Below are 14,466 nucleotides of genomic sequence, written 5' to 3'. Positions count from 1 at the left end.
TTGTAATCTCCCATCGTTGAAGAAGAGTCTTTTTTGCCACCAATAAAGAAGTTAATTAGTGACAGTCTGAACGGACACCCCAGGTGATCGCTCGCTNTTATGGCTATTCAGCGCGATCGCCTAATCTAATTTAAAGGTAGTGTTAAGTATAAATTTACCCAAATATCAACCTCAGCTAGATTTATGTAATATGTAAATTACTATCTTACAGTTTAGGGAGTCTTCTGGCAGGAAGGGAGTATCTATCTTCATCTGCGGTTAATTCAATATTCTGTACCTCATGAATGTGGAAATCGCTATAAGCACTCTCCGTGCTTAAAAACATTTAAATTAGGAGAGTTATCAAAAATGAACCTTCCTTATCAACTTGGTCTAGCAACCGTGTTCCCGACAAAAGATAAAGAAAACAGCTTTGATATTTATTCGCGTTTGCTAGCAGAGCGAATTATCTTTATTAAAGGCGAACTTACCGAAGAAACAGCTAACCTAATCGTTGCCCAAATGCTGTTTCTAGACCATGAAGATCCAGAAAAAGACATCACTTTATATATCAACAGTTCTGGAAATTCAGTAACTGCGGCAATGGCTGTTTATGATACTATGAGCCAAATTAGAACAGATGTATGTACGCTTTGCCTTAGTAATGCTTCTGCAATGGGAGCATTATTACTTTCATCAGGAACTAAGGGCAAAAGATTAGCTTTGCCAAACGCGAGAATTACCATCCGTCAATTATCAGGAAGCAGTGAAGGAAAAGCGACAGATATTGAAGTAGCGGCGAAAGAAGTTCTGTTTTTGAGAGAATCAATTAATCGGATATTTGCTGCAAATACTGGTCAATCAAAAGAGCAAATTGATCGTGATTCAGAACGGGACTTTTTTATGAGTGCTGAGGAAGCACTTAATTACGGATTAATTGACAGCATTATTAATAAAATAGAACACTGAAGTGCTTACTACGATATGAGTATTTTCTGCTTAGTTCACGGCGCCGGTCAAGGTGCATGGTGTTGGGATTTGCTAATTCCCGAACTGGAAGCACGGGGACACAAAGCAGTAGCGATGGATTTGCCAATTGAAGATCCATCCGCTAGTTTGTCTGACTTTGCCGATGCAGTACTGCGATCGCTTCCCCAAGATGAAGACGATATTATATTAGTTGGTCATTCAATGGCTGGTACTGTTATCCCCATTGTTGCCAGCAAACGTCCTGTACGTAAACTTGTGTTTCTCACTGCGCTGATTCCATACCCCGGAACTAGTACGGCTGACCAGTTTTATGAAGATATGCCTGATATGATGAAAGCAGCAGGTTGCGATCGCCCAGAAGAGGGTAAATTAGAAAAGTTCCGTGATGAACCTGATATGTTCGTTCCCGCTTCTCTAGGGAAAAATCCTGTCCTAAGCGAAGCAGATGCAATGGAACTTTTCTTTCATGACTGTGAACCAGATATAGCACGTTGGGCAGTTTCCAAAATGCGGCAGCAGAAATCAATGGTATATATTTTTGAAGTCAGTCCCCTACAAGCTTTGCCTGATGTCGAGTGCGTGTATATTGTCTGCGCTGATGACCGGATAATTTCCCCTATATGGTCGCGTTATGCAGCACGCAAGCGCTTGGGAGTTGATGCGATAGAATTACCTGGGGGACATTGCCCATATTTGTCTCGTCCTGCCCACCTTGCATCAGTATTATGTGCATAAATGGGATTTTTGTTAGAGACGTTCCGACGGAACGTCTCTACAATATGTATGATTTGCGCTCCTGTGATATAAATTGAATATAGGCGATCGCTAACTTTTATTTTGCTTTTCGGTAATTTTAATTGCCAAAATGTTCACAAAAATGCTTTCTTTTAAGTTTATACGCCGCCTCGTTACTTATATTATAATTTTCTTATTTTCGCTTTGGTTTATTACACTGTGGATGCCGTTACAGGATACTGATTGCAATGCAGAACCTTTTCTGAAATCAAAAAGGCAAAAGTTTCAAGTACATGCTAGTGAAGTTGTCGTTAAACCGTGGCTTGGCGAACACCACGTATATGGTATATTTATGGTTCCAGATAAATACGAGGAAGCGCCATTCTTTATTTTAACAGTTAAAGGTATTGGCAACTTCTGTGAAAAGCCTTTTGGCAATAGTCAATTCTATGATGATACTTTGGCGGAACCGGGAACGCATCTTGTTAGAGATTACATCAGAACTAGAGTGGCTCTGCGATTAATTATCCAAGGTTTGTATTTCCAACTCAATGATAAATATAACTGGAGTTTGACTTATCCGAAAGATAATTCTGAATCAGGTTAATAATATCATGTCCGTTTAATTAACAGTAATAAAAACCTATCTACCGTCGTCGTCATCGTAGAGACGTTCCGGCGGAACGTCTTTACATGATATAATTTAGTTTTGCCCGATTGGGTAGAAGGCGATCGCTAATAATTTTTTTCTCATCTCCAGTCCCCAGTCTAATCCTTAGTCGCCCGATTTATCCTGAACAGTATCACAACCACTTGAAAATCATAGTCATAGCTAGACTTTTAAGCTGCTTGCATAAACGACAGTTCTAAGTACGGTCTTTGCCGCAAGCAATTGTCAGCTAATGTAAACAGTGTTTTGGCTATGATGCCACCATGAGCGTGAATGATACAGCACACACCAATAATTCAGCCTGGAATCGGCAAGTATATCACCGTCTGAAACTTGCCCTTAGTCTTCGCTTGCGACGACAAATCTTTTTGGCGGTATGTGATGATTTAAACTTGAGAAATCAGGTTGCAGCTCGTTTGCATTCAACTTTGGCTTATCCAGTTGGACAAGTACTGTATCAGCCATCAGATTGGCAAGAAAGCAGCACACCAGCTTATCCGCGATTAGTAACATTGCGGTTGAATTTAAGCGACCCCAATCCCATGGCTCAAATAAATCAATGGTTAACTAATTATCCACCACCAATTATTGGAGCTTCAATTGACTCACCTGGACGACCTTTGCCAATTCCGGCATTTCAAATTGTCGGAGTAGAGCAGTTAACCAAGCAACCAGTAACAGTACAACGTTTATTTTTGCACTATCTGCGCTTAACTGAGCAGCATTTATCTCAAACAGAATCGAATCGATTCTTAGAATCTAGTTTGTTGCTGTGGGTACCACGTCCTTGGTTACACGCTATCCAGCAGTCAGCACCGCAGTTTTGGCGTTGTCGTACTGGTGTATTTATGTTCGCCGGCGAACCCACCCCAACAACACAAAAGCAAACTTCTCCAGAACGTTTTCCCAATTCGAGAAATTTGGATTTAGTCAGTTTTGAAAATCCGATTCTTGAAGAATCAGTTACCCAAAGAGAAATCACAGAAGCAGCTTCTAGCAATTTAACTTTTGGGGAAGATTTCGATTTACAGACAGAAACACCCCTCAATCGAGGAGACAAACCACCAGAAGTTCAAGAGCCAAAATCAGAATTATTCATCACTCCTCCACCAAAGGAAAATACTCCTATATCCAGCCAGAGTGATACCCCATTGCTGCCGAATTTGCCTCATATTAGCAAAGAGTTAAGGGACTTAGTACTGGCAACAATGAATAATAAAATCGCTCAAGAAGATGATAGTTTGCAACCCCAGCAAATGCTTTTGGAAATTGAGGAATTACACTCACGACCAGAAGCGAATGAGGAACTGGCAGCAGCTTATCATCGCTTAGGAAATTTATATCGGATTAGTATTGAGGAAGGACAGTCAACGTTAGAAAACTTGATGGTAGCAATTCTCGCTTATCAGGAGGCTGTTACCTATGATGAAACCTCACCCCAAGTACCAGATATATTAAATGACTTAGGTACACTTTATTGGATGTTGTACCGCACACCTCCCAATTCTGAGGAGGGACAAACTTATATAGAACAGGGAATTAAATTTTATCAATTAGCTTTAAACATGATTGCACCCCAAACACACCCAGATACTTATGCAAGGGTGCAAAATAATTTGGGGACAGCTTATGGTGATTTAGCTCGTTTTTCTAATCCTTCGGAAAGTTGGATGCAAGCAGTTTCAGCTTACAACGAGGCTTTGCGCTATCGTACAGCCCAAATGGAGCCTTTGAAGTATGCTGCTTGCCAGAATAATTTAGGTACTGCTTATTGGCATTTAGCGCAATATAATCAACCGATGGTGCATTTGAAGCAGGCGATCGCATCTTACAACGAAGCACTAGCTCTTTACACTAGCGACAAGGAACCGCTCAAATATGGCATGATTCAAAATAACATCGGCACTGCTAACTGGAATTTGGCACAATATGAAAATCCGGCAGAGAATTTACAACAAGCGATCGCTGCCTACAATGAAGCTTTAAAATATCGTACACCTGCGAATGTTCCCACAGCAGCTGCCGCTACACAAAATAATCTTGGTACCGCTTATTGGCATCTGGCAAATCTATCTCAAACAACAAAAGAAGCGCGGCACAAGTTTCTCTCTCTTTGCATCACCGCATACGAAGAAGCCGTTGCACTTGGTCATTCACTTAATGCTTTATCTTTAACTTTTGATATCTTTGCTACTCACAATAACCTCGGTTTAGCACATTATCAATTAGCAACAGACCAGTATTTTGATTCCGACAAAGCAGTTCGTTCGCAACACTTAGAAGCCGCATTAGATAACCATTTACAAGCTTTAAATGGCTTCAGCAAACAACCAGAGCCTTATCAAACAACCTTCAATTATGTGGTAAAAACAGTTCGTGAATTCCACAATCAATTAGGAATACAAGGACAAAATCTTGCTTTATCTAAAGTTCCAGGTCAGTTGTTACCAGAAATTTTACCAAAGTTGTAGATTTTAAAAGGCATCTTCAATTTCTTTTCTGACTTGACGACTAACGTAACAATCACTATTAAGGCAATCTTTGAGTAAGATACACAATTTTTCGTCAACTAACGATAAACTTTCTATTTTGTCTTTCATTAACAGCAAAAAATCATCCGCATTCGGTAACATTTCTACTATTAGCAAAAAGATTTCTCTCCATCGGTTATCTGTGATGTGATTAAGTAAATTTTGAAAGACTTCTTCAGTTTGTGTAAATGAACTAAAAACAAATTTTTGAGCAACAAAATATTCATGTAAAGAAATATGAGAGAAAGAGTAAATTCCTTTTGCCCGCTCAATCAGTAAACTATGCTGAACTTCAATAGACTTCAAAATAGCTTCGCTGTCAAGTTGCAGTCCTTCCAAATCAGGTAAACTACGAATGTAATCGGTAATTTGTTGCGTAACAAATTTTTGCTTGAAAAAATACTCACCAGCTACAAAACTATTCCAAGCAATTTGCCTGAGTAAATCTTGCTTACGTTGTAGAGAAAGTTGTTTGTATTTATCTCGCTCTATACCACGCATTGCATCCCATTTTTTCAACAAAATATCTACTGCTTCTTTATAAAGCTCTGACCGATTAACTGGAAAATCAGCTATTTCTTCAAATACCAAACATAGCAATGTTAAAAGTAAGGGACTATTTGCCAGTTCTTTGATGCGTTGATTTTCTTGCAGTTTTTGGAGAAATTTTTCTAATTTTGTTAAATCTTTGTTTTGAAACCAATTCATAACAAACAGAGCAATTTGCTTATCGTCAAAATCAGCAATTTCTACTTCAGTGAACTGTTCAAAAGTATATTCTACTGCCGCAATTCGAGAAGTTATGACAAAATAATTGTCTTGAAAGCGGTCAGAAAACTCACGAATATCTTTGAATACGCGACTTGTGTACTCTTCTTTAACTTCATCTAATCCATCGAGTAGAATCAACATTCTCCCGGAAATCAATAATTGTTTGATATTTGCATTTTCTTGGCTCTCTAGTGAAAGGGAAGATGCTTGGATGATATATTCTAGTAATTCCTGTTGATCGTCAACTTCCGCAAAGTCCTTAAGATTGACAAAAATTGGCACCATACAAGACAGAAATTCACGGTTAATACATTGAATTGCTAGATACTTTAAAAAGGTAGTTTTACCCGATCCAGCTTTACCCAAAATCATCAATTTGGAATATTTTTCAACCGCTTTTAATGCTGGTACTCTTTCTTCAGTAATTCGTGAGAGTCCAAAGCGCTCAAAGTTAGTTTCTTGAAGTAGTTCATTTCCTATCCAGCGTTCTCCAGTAATTTTTTCTAGGATGTTGACATCAGTGTAAATATCATTCAACTGCATAGGCTGAGTCATATCTAATACCCGCATGATGCCACAGCGTTTTAAAATGCTGGGTTTTATCTTTTCGCGTATTTGTTGTACTAGATTATCAAGCTCGGAAATGCTCGCTGTGTCGTCTGTATCCCAAAGTGAGGATACAAGCATTTCCCAGTCTAGGTCTAGTCTGATGCAGATTTCCTGAAAAATATAGCGTTCAATGGATTTACCTTGAAAAAACTTGCTAACTGGTTGACGACTAATGTTCAGTTCGTCTGCTAACTGCTGCTGCGTCAGGGAATTACGAATGAGAGCAGCTTTTGCTTTTTTAATGCCTTCAGAAGACGCTTGGAGCGATCGCCTTGTCATTATACTTTATGGGAACTAATAAGAGTGGGTCTAGCACCTGTCTTGACGATAAGTCATACAAATTTTCAAACAATTCTCATGGTTACAGGCGCTTTATTGAGCATAACTCATACACAACTCATACAGAAGTCAATCATAACTTTGACGGAAAATCACACATGAAAATGTGAAACTAGAGATATGATTATTGGACATCTCTTACATGTCGAAATACCTTAATCAATTTATATAGTTTCTTGTCCATTAACTAAGGTCAACTTATGAACGCGATAACTCTTACACTAGATGCTCCTTCAACAAAAACTGTAACCACAAAAATACATACTAGTTCAGCAAAACCTGTAACTCAACAAAGATTACAACTAATAATCGAGGCAGTGCAGGCACTCAACTCCTTAAGGTCTGAGGAAATCAAAGACTTCGTTGAGGGACTTAAAATGAACAAGCCGAAGATATCCAAGGCTAATTCTGACTTAGCTGCAAAGCTGGGTGTTGATCCAATCAATGACGAAGAACAAAGAGAATTAGAAAATGCTGCTCTCAAAAATTTCTTTGAATGGAGACAAGAGTTACTAGCTACTTCATATACTGCATCTGAAGTAGGTAAACTGCTAGGTACAAAAAGCCGACAGACACCACACGATCGCCGAAAAAATAAGAGCTTAATTGCAATTCAAGACAATAGTGTATGGAAGTTTCCTAAATGGCAATTTGATCCAACAGGACCAGATGGTGTCATTCCAGGATTACCAGAAGTATTGAAAGCCCTTGATGTTCCCGATTTCTCCAAAATTAGTTGGCTAACTCGACCCAACCCAGAATTAAATGGCTGTACCCCGATACAAGTTTTGAAAAAAGGTCAAAAAGACAGAGTGATTAATGAAGCACAAGCAGTAGGAGTCATGTAACGCAAGATTCCAAGATTCCCGACTTTTTGAATAAGTCGGGAATCTTACCGTAGAACGAGACATATAGGAAACTAAGCTACTTCCAAAACATTCCGAAATTACACTGATTAATTTACCTAATTTCCATATAAGACTCCGGAATTGCTTAAACAGCTTTTGAAGCTAACATCAGACACGACTTTCAAGTCAAGGTCAAAAGAAGCCTCAAAGCTAATCAGGGGTTATTTATGTGAATTTTGTTAGTTAATTAGATTTAGGAGTGATAAAGTTGGTAAAAATAATTCTGCCTTCACTTTCTCGCGCTAACCAAGCTGATCCTATATTTTACACTTTAGAAAAGGACACGAAAATTTACAGAATTTTCACCAAAAAATATTATTCTAGTGCGCTTTCCTTCCGTTATTGGGGTCCGTTGCATCGCTTCGATCATCAACGCGGCAACCCTCCCAGAAGTGACTATAAAGCACGTAAATGTCAACCGTGTGAAGATAGAGAACGTGGTATTTGTTACGTAGCACCGAAATTTTCGAGTTGTCTAGTTGAAGTTTTTGGTGATATTCCCGAAGCTGCGGAAATTACGGAAGAACACTTATTTGCTATACTCACTGCTAAAAGAGATTTAAAATTACTAGATATACGCAATAATGGTGCAATGCGAGCTGGTGCGAACGATGCAACCTTAGCAAAGACGAATAGACGTATTGTCACTCAAGCTTGGTCGCGTTTATTTTATGAGTATGAAGCAAAATATCCGGAAATTTACGGCATTATTTACGGAAATGCTCACAATAATGAAGATGCGATCGCCTTTTATGAGCGTGGAAAAAAGCACTTCAACTGTAAACAAGAAGATGTATTGTCACTGGCAGATCCAGATTTACGTCGCTATGTTCTTAGCGCTGCAAAGGATAATAATCTCAAGGTGATTTTTCCCGAATGGTCAGAATCTACAGATTTACAGCATTTTAAAAGGGTGATTTATAGTTATGGAACCAGAATATAAAAGTCAGAGTATACTAAGCAAACCAAACCCAGATGTAGGAAACGGTCAAATTTCGCGCCAAGCTGTAGAATGGTTGCTGAAACAAATGATTGATATTCCTAAAAGCTGGTTAATTATTAGTACTATTTTTATAATTTTAAGCACTATTCAAGTCAATGTGGGTAAAGAAAATTCCTTTAAATTTCAAGTAAATAATACTACAGCCGTTTTTTTAGCACTGACTTGGTTGCCATCTGTCTTGAAAATTTTTGCTTTGAGTGGGGGAGCGGTAAAGACACCAGCCGGAGAAATTACTGGCTCAGGTACACTTAGTATGCTGCGATCGCTCGATCCTGATTCACTCGGCTTTCTCATTGAACAGACTAAGTTAGCCGAAGATGTCGCTCCCCCACAACAGCAATTAGAGTTGCGACAAATTCGGCACGAATGGCAAAAAGCCTACGCATCAAAGGTTCCATTATCTGAAACTCATGAACTAATGGAGCGTTTAGCTCAACGCTATAAGATTATCAGAAATTCAGCACCTTCTGGAGCGCAACGAACATTTGAGATGGAATCTATCGCTGGACGGATGCGGGCATTAGCGCCAGATGTTAACTTTTCTGTCAAGGAAGTTAAGGATTTGTTGCAATCAAAGGATGAAGGTAAGCGATTGCTGGGACTTTCGATTGTAGAGTGGTCTAGAGATGCCATTTATTTTGATTTAGTTCTAAATTTCATCACTGATTCCAAAACAGCATTTGAGCAAACTGTTGCATTGCGAGCGGTGGAAAAGATGCTTTCCAGTCTGGATGCTCAACAGAAGAAAGACTTGGAAGCAGCACTAATTGAGCAGCGTAATTATAATCCAGAACAAAAGCGTTGGATTAAACCTGATTCTAATCGCTGGATTATAAGCGATCGCATATTATCAGCATTACAAACTTAACCTTCTGTATGTTCGTAATTAAGTGCCGAAAATAGTGATGAATAATCAGCTTGACCCAATGACATTTCTATTGCCGTTTGCAAAATTTCTCGCACACCTTCGATACTACTAACATTCAAACCCACTGATTTCGCTTCATCGATAAATAAATCTGTGTCTTTGAGCAAGTATTTTGTCGGAAAATTAGGATTGGTATAATTACCATCCAGCATTCGTTCCAGCTTTTTGTCAAATGTCGGTGCGTAAAGCGCACTGTCTCGCAAAATTTGCATAAACAAGTCCACATCGACACCGTAACGCTGAACGAAACCCAGACTCAGAGCAAAGCTGGTAGTTAAAGAAGCAATTAGTTGATTTAACGCTAATTTGAGTGCAGAAGCGGTTCCCACGGCACCCACATGTACGGTTTGTGAACCAAAATGTTGTAATAACTCTACGTAGCGTTGATATTGTTCGCGGTAAGCACCTACCATGACAACCAGTTTGCCATCTGTTGCTTCGGGAATGCTACCTAAAACAGGTGCTTCTAAATACTCACCACCTGCATTAACTACTGAATCTCTAATTTCTTTGCTTTCAGAAGGAGTAATTGTCCCCATTTGAATGACGGTGCGCCCAGCCAGAGTTCGCCAAGAAGTGTCCGAAAGTAGTACACTATAAATTGCTCCAGCATTGGTGAGCATGAGAATTATACAATCAGCAGCGCGAATTGCGTGACGGGGATGCGCTGCAATTTCAGCCCCAGCTGCTTGTAATGGTGCTAATTTTTCTGGGGTGCGGTTGTACGCGATTAGCTGTATATTTGCTGCTAATAACCTTTGAGCCATCGGTAGCCCCATTAATCCAGTTCCCAGAAATGCTACCTTCATTATTATTCTTCCTTTCGCACACGCGATCGCTTTTCAATATGCATAAAATTGCTAATAGCTATTAAGTAGATGGGCAAAATAAACGCTCTTTAACGTAGTAACGGCTAAAGCCGTTATTTGAGCGGTAAACCGCTGATTACGAACCAGGAGAGTATTTTACGTTTAATTTCGCCCACTTACTTAGCTGATAATTTGAGTATCTTCGGTTCTTCAGTTAAGATGATTAACCACCAGCAGCAAAAGTAGCCATAATCAAAACTGAAAGTAAAATACCGGGGGTGAGTAGTGTCACTAACATCAACAAGTCATGAGTAGACATAATTTTTATTAATTGCGAATGTTTTTATCTTAACTGCAATCAATGTTATGGTAGACTATCCATCCAAACATACAGTATTAATATAGTTTTAACTTTTAGATTTATTAGGGCATTGGGCAATTTGAAGAAGGGGAAGGGGGAAAGGGAAAGGGGGAAAAATATTCTCGGAGTGATTTAAATAACTCTTCTTACAAACTTCAACGGGACGGAAACCGACCCCGCTGAGGAAGGCGCTTTATTTCCATACCTTTACCCTTTACCCCTTAACCTTTTCCCCTCTTAAAATCCCCCTAGTCCCCAGTAAAGAGTCCCTTGAGCGGTTGAGAAATTTCTGCTTCTTTGAGTCCTTTGCTTTGAACTAAGACACCAAACCCACCTAATCCCATAGGATCTAAAAGCTGGTGTAGTGCATCTCGTCGTTGCAGCATCTGGGAGATGGGTTGCTGTTGATGAGAAAGGTTAGCAATACGCGAACCTAACCCCAATGCCATCAAAAACAATCCCTGCTGGGTAAAACCAACTTTTTGCAAACCAGAGCGATCGCCTGATTTTTCCAAAGCGGTAAAATCAACATGTGCCGTAATATCCTGTCGTCCAATGTTTATATAAGGGTTGTCATGGTGCCGATGCTGATAGTAGCACTGTAAAGTTCCTTGCGTTCGCGTAGCGTCTCCAAAGGAGAATCGCGTAGCGTCTCCAAAGGAGAATCGCCTGGGGTTATAGTAACGATTGGCAGGATAGCCATAATCTATTGTTAACAGATAACCGCGCTTCAATCGGTCTGCCACTATACTTAGCCAGTCTACAGCCGCTAAATTAATTTCACTACGGTAGCCATCTGGATAAGCACTTTGAGCAAAATCTATTCCTAATAAATCAAAATATTCAGCTATCTTCAGCGATGAAACTTCCCCAATTACTTCGACAAACGGGTTCAGGGGTTCGGGGGAGGGGGGGATGCGGAGAAATTCCTCCTTGTCTCCTTGTCTCCTTGTCTCCTTATCTCCTTGTCTCCTTGTCTCCTTGTCTCCTTGTCTCCCCCACTCTTCCCGCGTTGTTACATAAATTTCTCGCAGTTCCCCTGCCTCTAAGATAAATTGATGCACTGGGAAGGCATCCACTAATTCGTTAGAAAAAAAGCAGCCAGTGATTGATAATGGTGGTATGTCCTCTAAATTGCACCAACGTAAAGGGAAATCTTGCAAGCGTTGCTGTTGTTCTTGCCTTAAGGCTAGGGATTTCTCTACAATCACATACTCTAATGAGAGAAAAAAGTCAAGATATTGCCGTTGTAAATAGTTAAGAATATCTGCTGCTAACAATCCTTGACCGGCTCCCATTTCTAATAGAGTAAATGGTTTTGGTCGCCCTAAAATCTCCCACATCTGGAAAAATTGTTCAGCAAGCAACTCACCAAAATCAGCACCAAGGTGAACAGAGGTGAAAAAATCTCCTCGTTTTCCCAGATTCACAGCTTTGGTGGAATAATAGCCGTATTCTGGATGATACAGCGCCATGTCCATATATTCGGCAAAAGTAATTCGCCGTTGGGGACTTGAGGAAATGCGCGATCTGATGATTTTACATAACGCTGGATTAGAATCCATACTGGGGATTGGGGGGACAAGGGGGACTAGGGGGACTAGGGACTAGGGACTAGGGACTAGGGACTAGGGACTAGGGACTAGGGACTAGGGACTAGGGACTAGGGACTAGGGACTAGGTAAGAAGGTTATTCCGTAATGCCCAATACCCATTGCCCAATGCCCATTACCCAATGCCCAATATCCACCAACCAATAACTACTTCTTATTGCGACGAAAATTCGGTAATTCTACTGATGCCAATGACTTTCTTCCTTTGGGTGGACGCTGGGGATAAATCACTGGTGAGGGTGAGTTGGTATCAACGGTGTAGTCTGTCAATGGTTCTTGGGAAAAATCATTTGACTGTAATTCCAAGGAGTTAAATGGTGTCACTTCTGACCAATAATCTTCTGGTTCTTCAGCCGTAGTTTCGGTAAGAGGTAGATTTGATGACATTGGGGATGCATCCCGAAGCGGAAAATGTCTTTCTGGAAATGCATCTTGGGAATTTATTGTTTTTTCATCGTTTGAAATCGGTGGGGCGATCGCTTCCCATATTGGCGGAATCGGCTGAGTTTTTTCTGTATATTTTTTATCAGCAGGTTTTCCCGCGAAAAACATTTGGATTACATCATCCATCTGCTCGTCTATATTATTTGATGAAGGAGGGTTTTTTGGTGCGTTAGCTTCATCATCAATTGAGCGCGATTCTGACTCGGTGCTTAGGTCGATGGTTGCTGGTTGTGAAGTTGAGAATTCCCAGGTAGATGAAGTAGAATCAGATCCTTGGCTTGTGTCTGATAATAAAGATTCTCCCCACGGATAGTTTAGCTCGTTAGTCAAAGAATCTATCTGTGCCGACCAAGGTTTAATCGGCTCGGCGTTAGAAAATGAAGACGAAGCTTGTTTAGAGTTTCTTGGTTGGCAGATGTTGATGTCGTCTAACTTATTGGCGCTATCATCTAAACAATCATCATAGCTGGGGACAGGACTTTCCAGACACTTTTCCAAAGCTGCTTTAAATTGCAGAGTCTGACGCTGTTGTCGCATTAACCGACTACGTAGCTCTCGACAAGTAGTTTCTGATTGTAATATCTGGTGAGACTGTTCGTTGTAGCTAGTTTGAACTTTGGCACATTCCCGCTCTAGCTGGGCAAGCCGTTGTTGACTAATTTCTAGCTGTGATTTATAATTACTTATTAAATTTTCCTGACGTTGAACAGTCTGCACAGCCGTTTCTAACTGTTGGAATAAAGACTTTATTTGCTCACCTGCTGCGGATAGTTCCTGAGTTTGTTGCCCAAGCATCGACTCGGCAACGCTTGAGCGCTTTTTCTGCCACTGCAATGCTTTTTCTGACTCAGATAAGTCACCTTTTAACACCTCCACCTGTTCATACAAACTGGTGTTAGCCGAACGCAATTCTTCATTCAATTCCAGCAGCTTATTAAATTCGTCATCAATCAGTGCTTGTTTGTCGCTGTCAGGTTCTGCTACCCAATCTTGCGATACAGAATCCGACGCTAGGCTGACATTAGCTTCGCATAACTTGTCTTCTGCTGGCATCAAAAGTGGCAATTTCATGATTGCCATATTGTTATTGGGCAAAACTGAATCAAAAGGACAATTCTCCGGATCTGATTGTGGCGAATTTGTCAAATTTTCTGGTTCAATAAAAGTTTCGTTATTTATGTTGTCCGCTTGATTCATTACTCTCCACCACCCAGCAGCTTCAAACTGTTCAGCACTAACACAGTATAATTACTCATGTATACGGTCTGATCCAAGTTTACTTTAGAAGAAAAGTGCACCTCTGCCAAACACGAGTCATTTGTCATCAATCCGTGTTATTTATTTTCCCGTATGAGGGCGCTGATGACGTTATAACATTTTGAATTAGATATGGGAAATTATTATTGAAATACTCACCGCTAGTCACGAGACGGTGATTCTTGACGCTTCAACAGATTCGGCTACCGGAGTAGTCTTACAATTCCTCGGCGTCCGTTTAGAGTCGTGGCGATTCCCCATCCCGACTTGTTCTATATTTTTAGCGGCATTCTCGTCTCGGTCCTGTTGAGTGCCACAACCCAAGCATTGAACCGACCGAATTTTTAAATCAAGCTTACCCCACTTAAAACCGCAGTCTGAGCAAATTTGGCTACTAGGCTCCCATCTGCTTATTACCCGAAAATCTCTGCGAAACTTATCAGACTTAGCTTCGCAAAAGGTCCTAAACTCTCGCCAACCTTTAGTAGCCTGTCAATTATATTTTGAGGTGTTATGTAT

11 protein-coding genes and 1 pseudogene are annotated in these 14,466 nt (G+C 40.2%); 7 read left to right on the top strand and 5 right to left on the bottom strand.

Annotation, left to right across the window (positions count from 1 at the left end):
• The first annotated feature begins 348 nt into the window (after positions 1 to 348).
• The 4 genes from TOL9009_RS0135030 to TOL9009_RS0135015 all read left to right on the top strand — a co-directional run bounded on the left by TOL9009_RS0135030 (position 349) and on the right by TOL9009_RS0135015 (position 4,845).
• Entirely contained in the window at positions 349 to 948 is a 600-nt protein-coding gene (locus TOL9009_RS0135030) for an ATP-dependent Clp protease proteolytic subunit (protein WP_029638070.1), read from the top strand.
• A gap of 15 nt (positions 949 to 963) precedes the next feature.
• Entirely contained in the window at positions 964 to 1,704 is a 741-nt protein-coding gene (locus TOL9009_RS0135025) for an alpha/beta fold hydrolase (RefSeq protein ID WP_029638067.1), read from the top strand.
• Between the two features lie 223 nt (positions 1,705 to 1,927).
• Positions 1,928 to 2,311, top strand: coding sequence for a hypothetical protein (locus TOL9009_RS0135020; RefSeq protein WP_313770088.1), 384 nt, complete (start codon positions 1,928 to 1,930; stop codon positions 2,309 to 2,311).
• 326 nt (positions 2,312 to 2,637) lie between these two features.
• The gene (locus TOL9009_RS0135015; RefSeq protein ID WP_029638062.1) at positions 2,638 to 4,845 is read left to right on the top strand and encodes a tetratricopeptide repeat protein; all 2,208 of its coding nucleotides are present in this window, start codon (positions 2,638 to 2,640) and stop codon (positions 4,843 to 4,845) included.
• A gap of 3 nt (positions 4,846 to 4,848) precedes the next feature.
• Here TOL9009_RS0135015 and TOL9009_RS41510 read toward each other — a convergent pair whose 3' ends face one another.
• Positions 4,849 to 6,564 (bottom strand): NACHT domain-containing protein, encoded by a 1,716-nt coding sequence (locus TOL9009_RS41510; protein ID WP_038298281.1) that lies wholly within the window; start codon positions 6,562 to 6,564, stop codon positions 4,849 to 4,851.
• 260 nt (positions 6,565 to 6,824) lie between these two features.
• Here TOL9009_RS41510 and TOL9009_RS0135005 point away from each other — a divergent pair, with 260 nt between their 5' ends.
• The 3 genes from TOL9009_RS0135005 to TOL9009_RS0134995 all read left to right on the top strand — a co-directional run bounded on the left by TOL9009_RS0135005 (position 6,825) and on the right by TOL9009_RS0134995 (position 9,403).
• Complete coding sequence (locus tag TOL9009_RS0135005) at positions 6,825 to 7,472, top strand: DUF2384 domain-containing protein (protein WP_029638060.1); 648 nt, start codon at positions 6,825 to 6,827, stop codon at positions 7,470 to 7,472.
• A 259-nt stretch (positions 7,473 to 7,731) separates the two neighbouring features.
• Positions 7,732 to 8,475, top strand: a complete 744-nt coding sequence (locus TOL9009_RS41505; RefSeq protein ID WP_260676009.1) for an RES family NAD+ phosphorylase — start codon at positions 7,732 to 7,734, stop codon at positions 8,473 to 8,475.
• Positions 8,459 to 9,403: a hypothetical protein gene (locus TOL9009_RS0134995; protein WP_051503203.1), complete on the top strand. Its 945-nt coding sequence runs from the start codon at positions 8,459 to 8,461 to the stop codon at positions 9,401 to 9,403. The genes TOL9009_RS41505 and TOL9009_RS0134995 overlap by 17 nt, the downstream gene beginning before the upstream one ends.
• Here the strand turns inward: TOL9009_RS0134995 and TOL9009_RS0134990 are convergent.
• The 4 genes and pseudogenes from TOL9009_RS0134990 to TOL9009_RS44135 form a co-directional block, all read right to left on the bottom strand.
• On the bottom strand, positions 9,400 to 10,272 hold the full coding sequence (locus tag TOL9009_RS0134990; RefSeq protein ID WP_029638056.1) for an NAD(P)-dependent oxidoreductase: 873 nt from the start codon (positions 10,270 to 10,272) through the stop codon (positions 9,400 to 9,402). The genes TOL9009_RS0134995 and TOL9009_RS0134990 overlap by 4 nt on opposite strands.
• Positions 10,273 to 10,881: 609 nt before the next feature.
• Positions 10,882 to 12,198: a class I SAM-dependent methyltransferase gene (locus TOL9009_RS0134985; protein ID WP_029638054.1), complete on the bottom strand. Its 1,317-nt coding sequence runs from the start codon at positions 12,196 to 12,198 to the stop codon at positions 10,882 to 10,884.
• Positions 12,199 to 12,393: 195 nt separating this feature from the next.
• Positions 12,394 to 13,887: a hypothetical protein gene (locus TOL9009_RS0134980; protein WP_029638052.1), complete on the bottom strand. Its 1,494-nt coding sequence runs from the start codon at positions 13,885 to 13,887 to the stop codon at positions 12,394 to 12,396.
• 225 nt (positions 13,888 to 14,112) lie between these two features.
• Positions 14,113 to 14,412: pseudogene (locus TOL9009_RS44135) on the bottom strand (zinc ribbon domain-containing protein); the annotation flags it as partial.
• Positions 14,413 to 14,466 lie beyond the last annotated feature (54 nt).

This window comes from [Scytonema hofmanni] UTEX 2349 (genome assembly GCF_000582685.1).
In the GTDB taxonomy this organism is placed as follows: Bacteria; Cyanobacteriota; Cyanobacteriia; order Cyanobacteriales; family Nostocaceae; genus Hassallia; species Hassallia hofmanni.
Note: the sequence above shows the minus strand (reverse complement) of the source record. Positions and strands in the feature narration are given on the sequence as shown.

What these genes read in the sequence shown, in the direction of transcription:
- TOL9009_RS0135030 (WP_029638070.1), top strand. Translation starts at nt 349, where the DNA reads ATGAACCTTCCTTATCAACTTGGTCTAGCAACCGTGTTCCCGACAAAA.
- TOL9009_RS0135025 (WP_029638067.1), top strand. Translation starts at nt 964, where the DNA reads ATGAGTATTTTCTGCTTAGTTCACGGCGCCGGTCAAGGTGCATGGTGT.
- TOL9009_RS0135020 (WP_313770088.1), top strand. Translation starts at nt 1,928, where the DNA reads ATGCCGTTACAGGATACTGATTGCAATGCAGAACCTTTTCTGAAATCA.
- TOL9009_RS0135015 (WP_029638062.1), top strand. Translation starts at nt 2,638, where the DNA reads ATGAGCGTGAATGATACAGCACACACCAATAATTCAGCCTGGAATCGG.
- TOL9009_RS41510 (WP_038298281.1), bottom strand. Translation starts at nt 6,564, where the DNA reads ATGACAAGGCGATCGCTCCAAGCGTCTTCTGAAGGCATTAAAAAAGCA.
- TOL9009_RS0135005 (WP_029638060.1), top strand. Translation starts at nt 6,825, where the DNA reads ATGAACGCGATAACTCTTACACTAGATGCTCCTTCAACAAAAACTGTA.
- TOL9009_RS0134995 (WP_051503203.1), top strand. Translation starts at nt 8,459, where the DNA reads ATGGAACCAGAATATAAAAGTCAGAGTATACTAAGCAAACCAAACCCA.
- TOL9009_RS0134990 (WP_029638056.1), bottom strand. Translation starts at nt 10,272, where the DNA reads ATGAAGGTAGCATTTCTGGGAACTGGATTAATGGGGCTACCGATGGCT.
- TOL9009_RS0134985 (WP_029638054.1), bottom strand. Translation starts at nt 12,198, where the DNA reads ATGGATTCTAATCCAGCGTTATGTAAAATCATCAGATCGCGCATTTCC.
- TOL9009_RS0134980 (WP_029638052.1), bottom strand. Translation starts at nt 13,887, where the DNA reads ATGAATCAAGCGGACAACATAAATAACGAAACTTTTATTGAACCAGAA.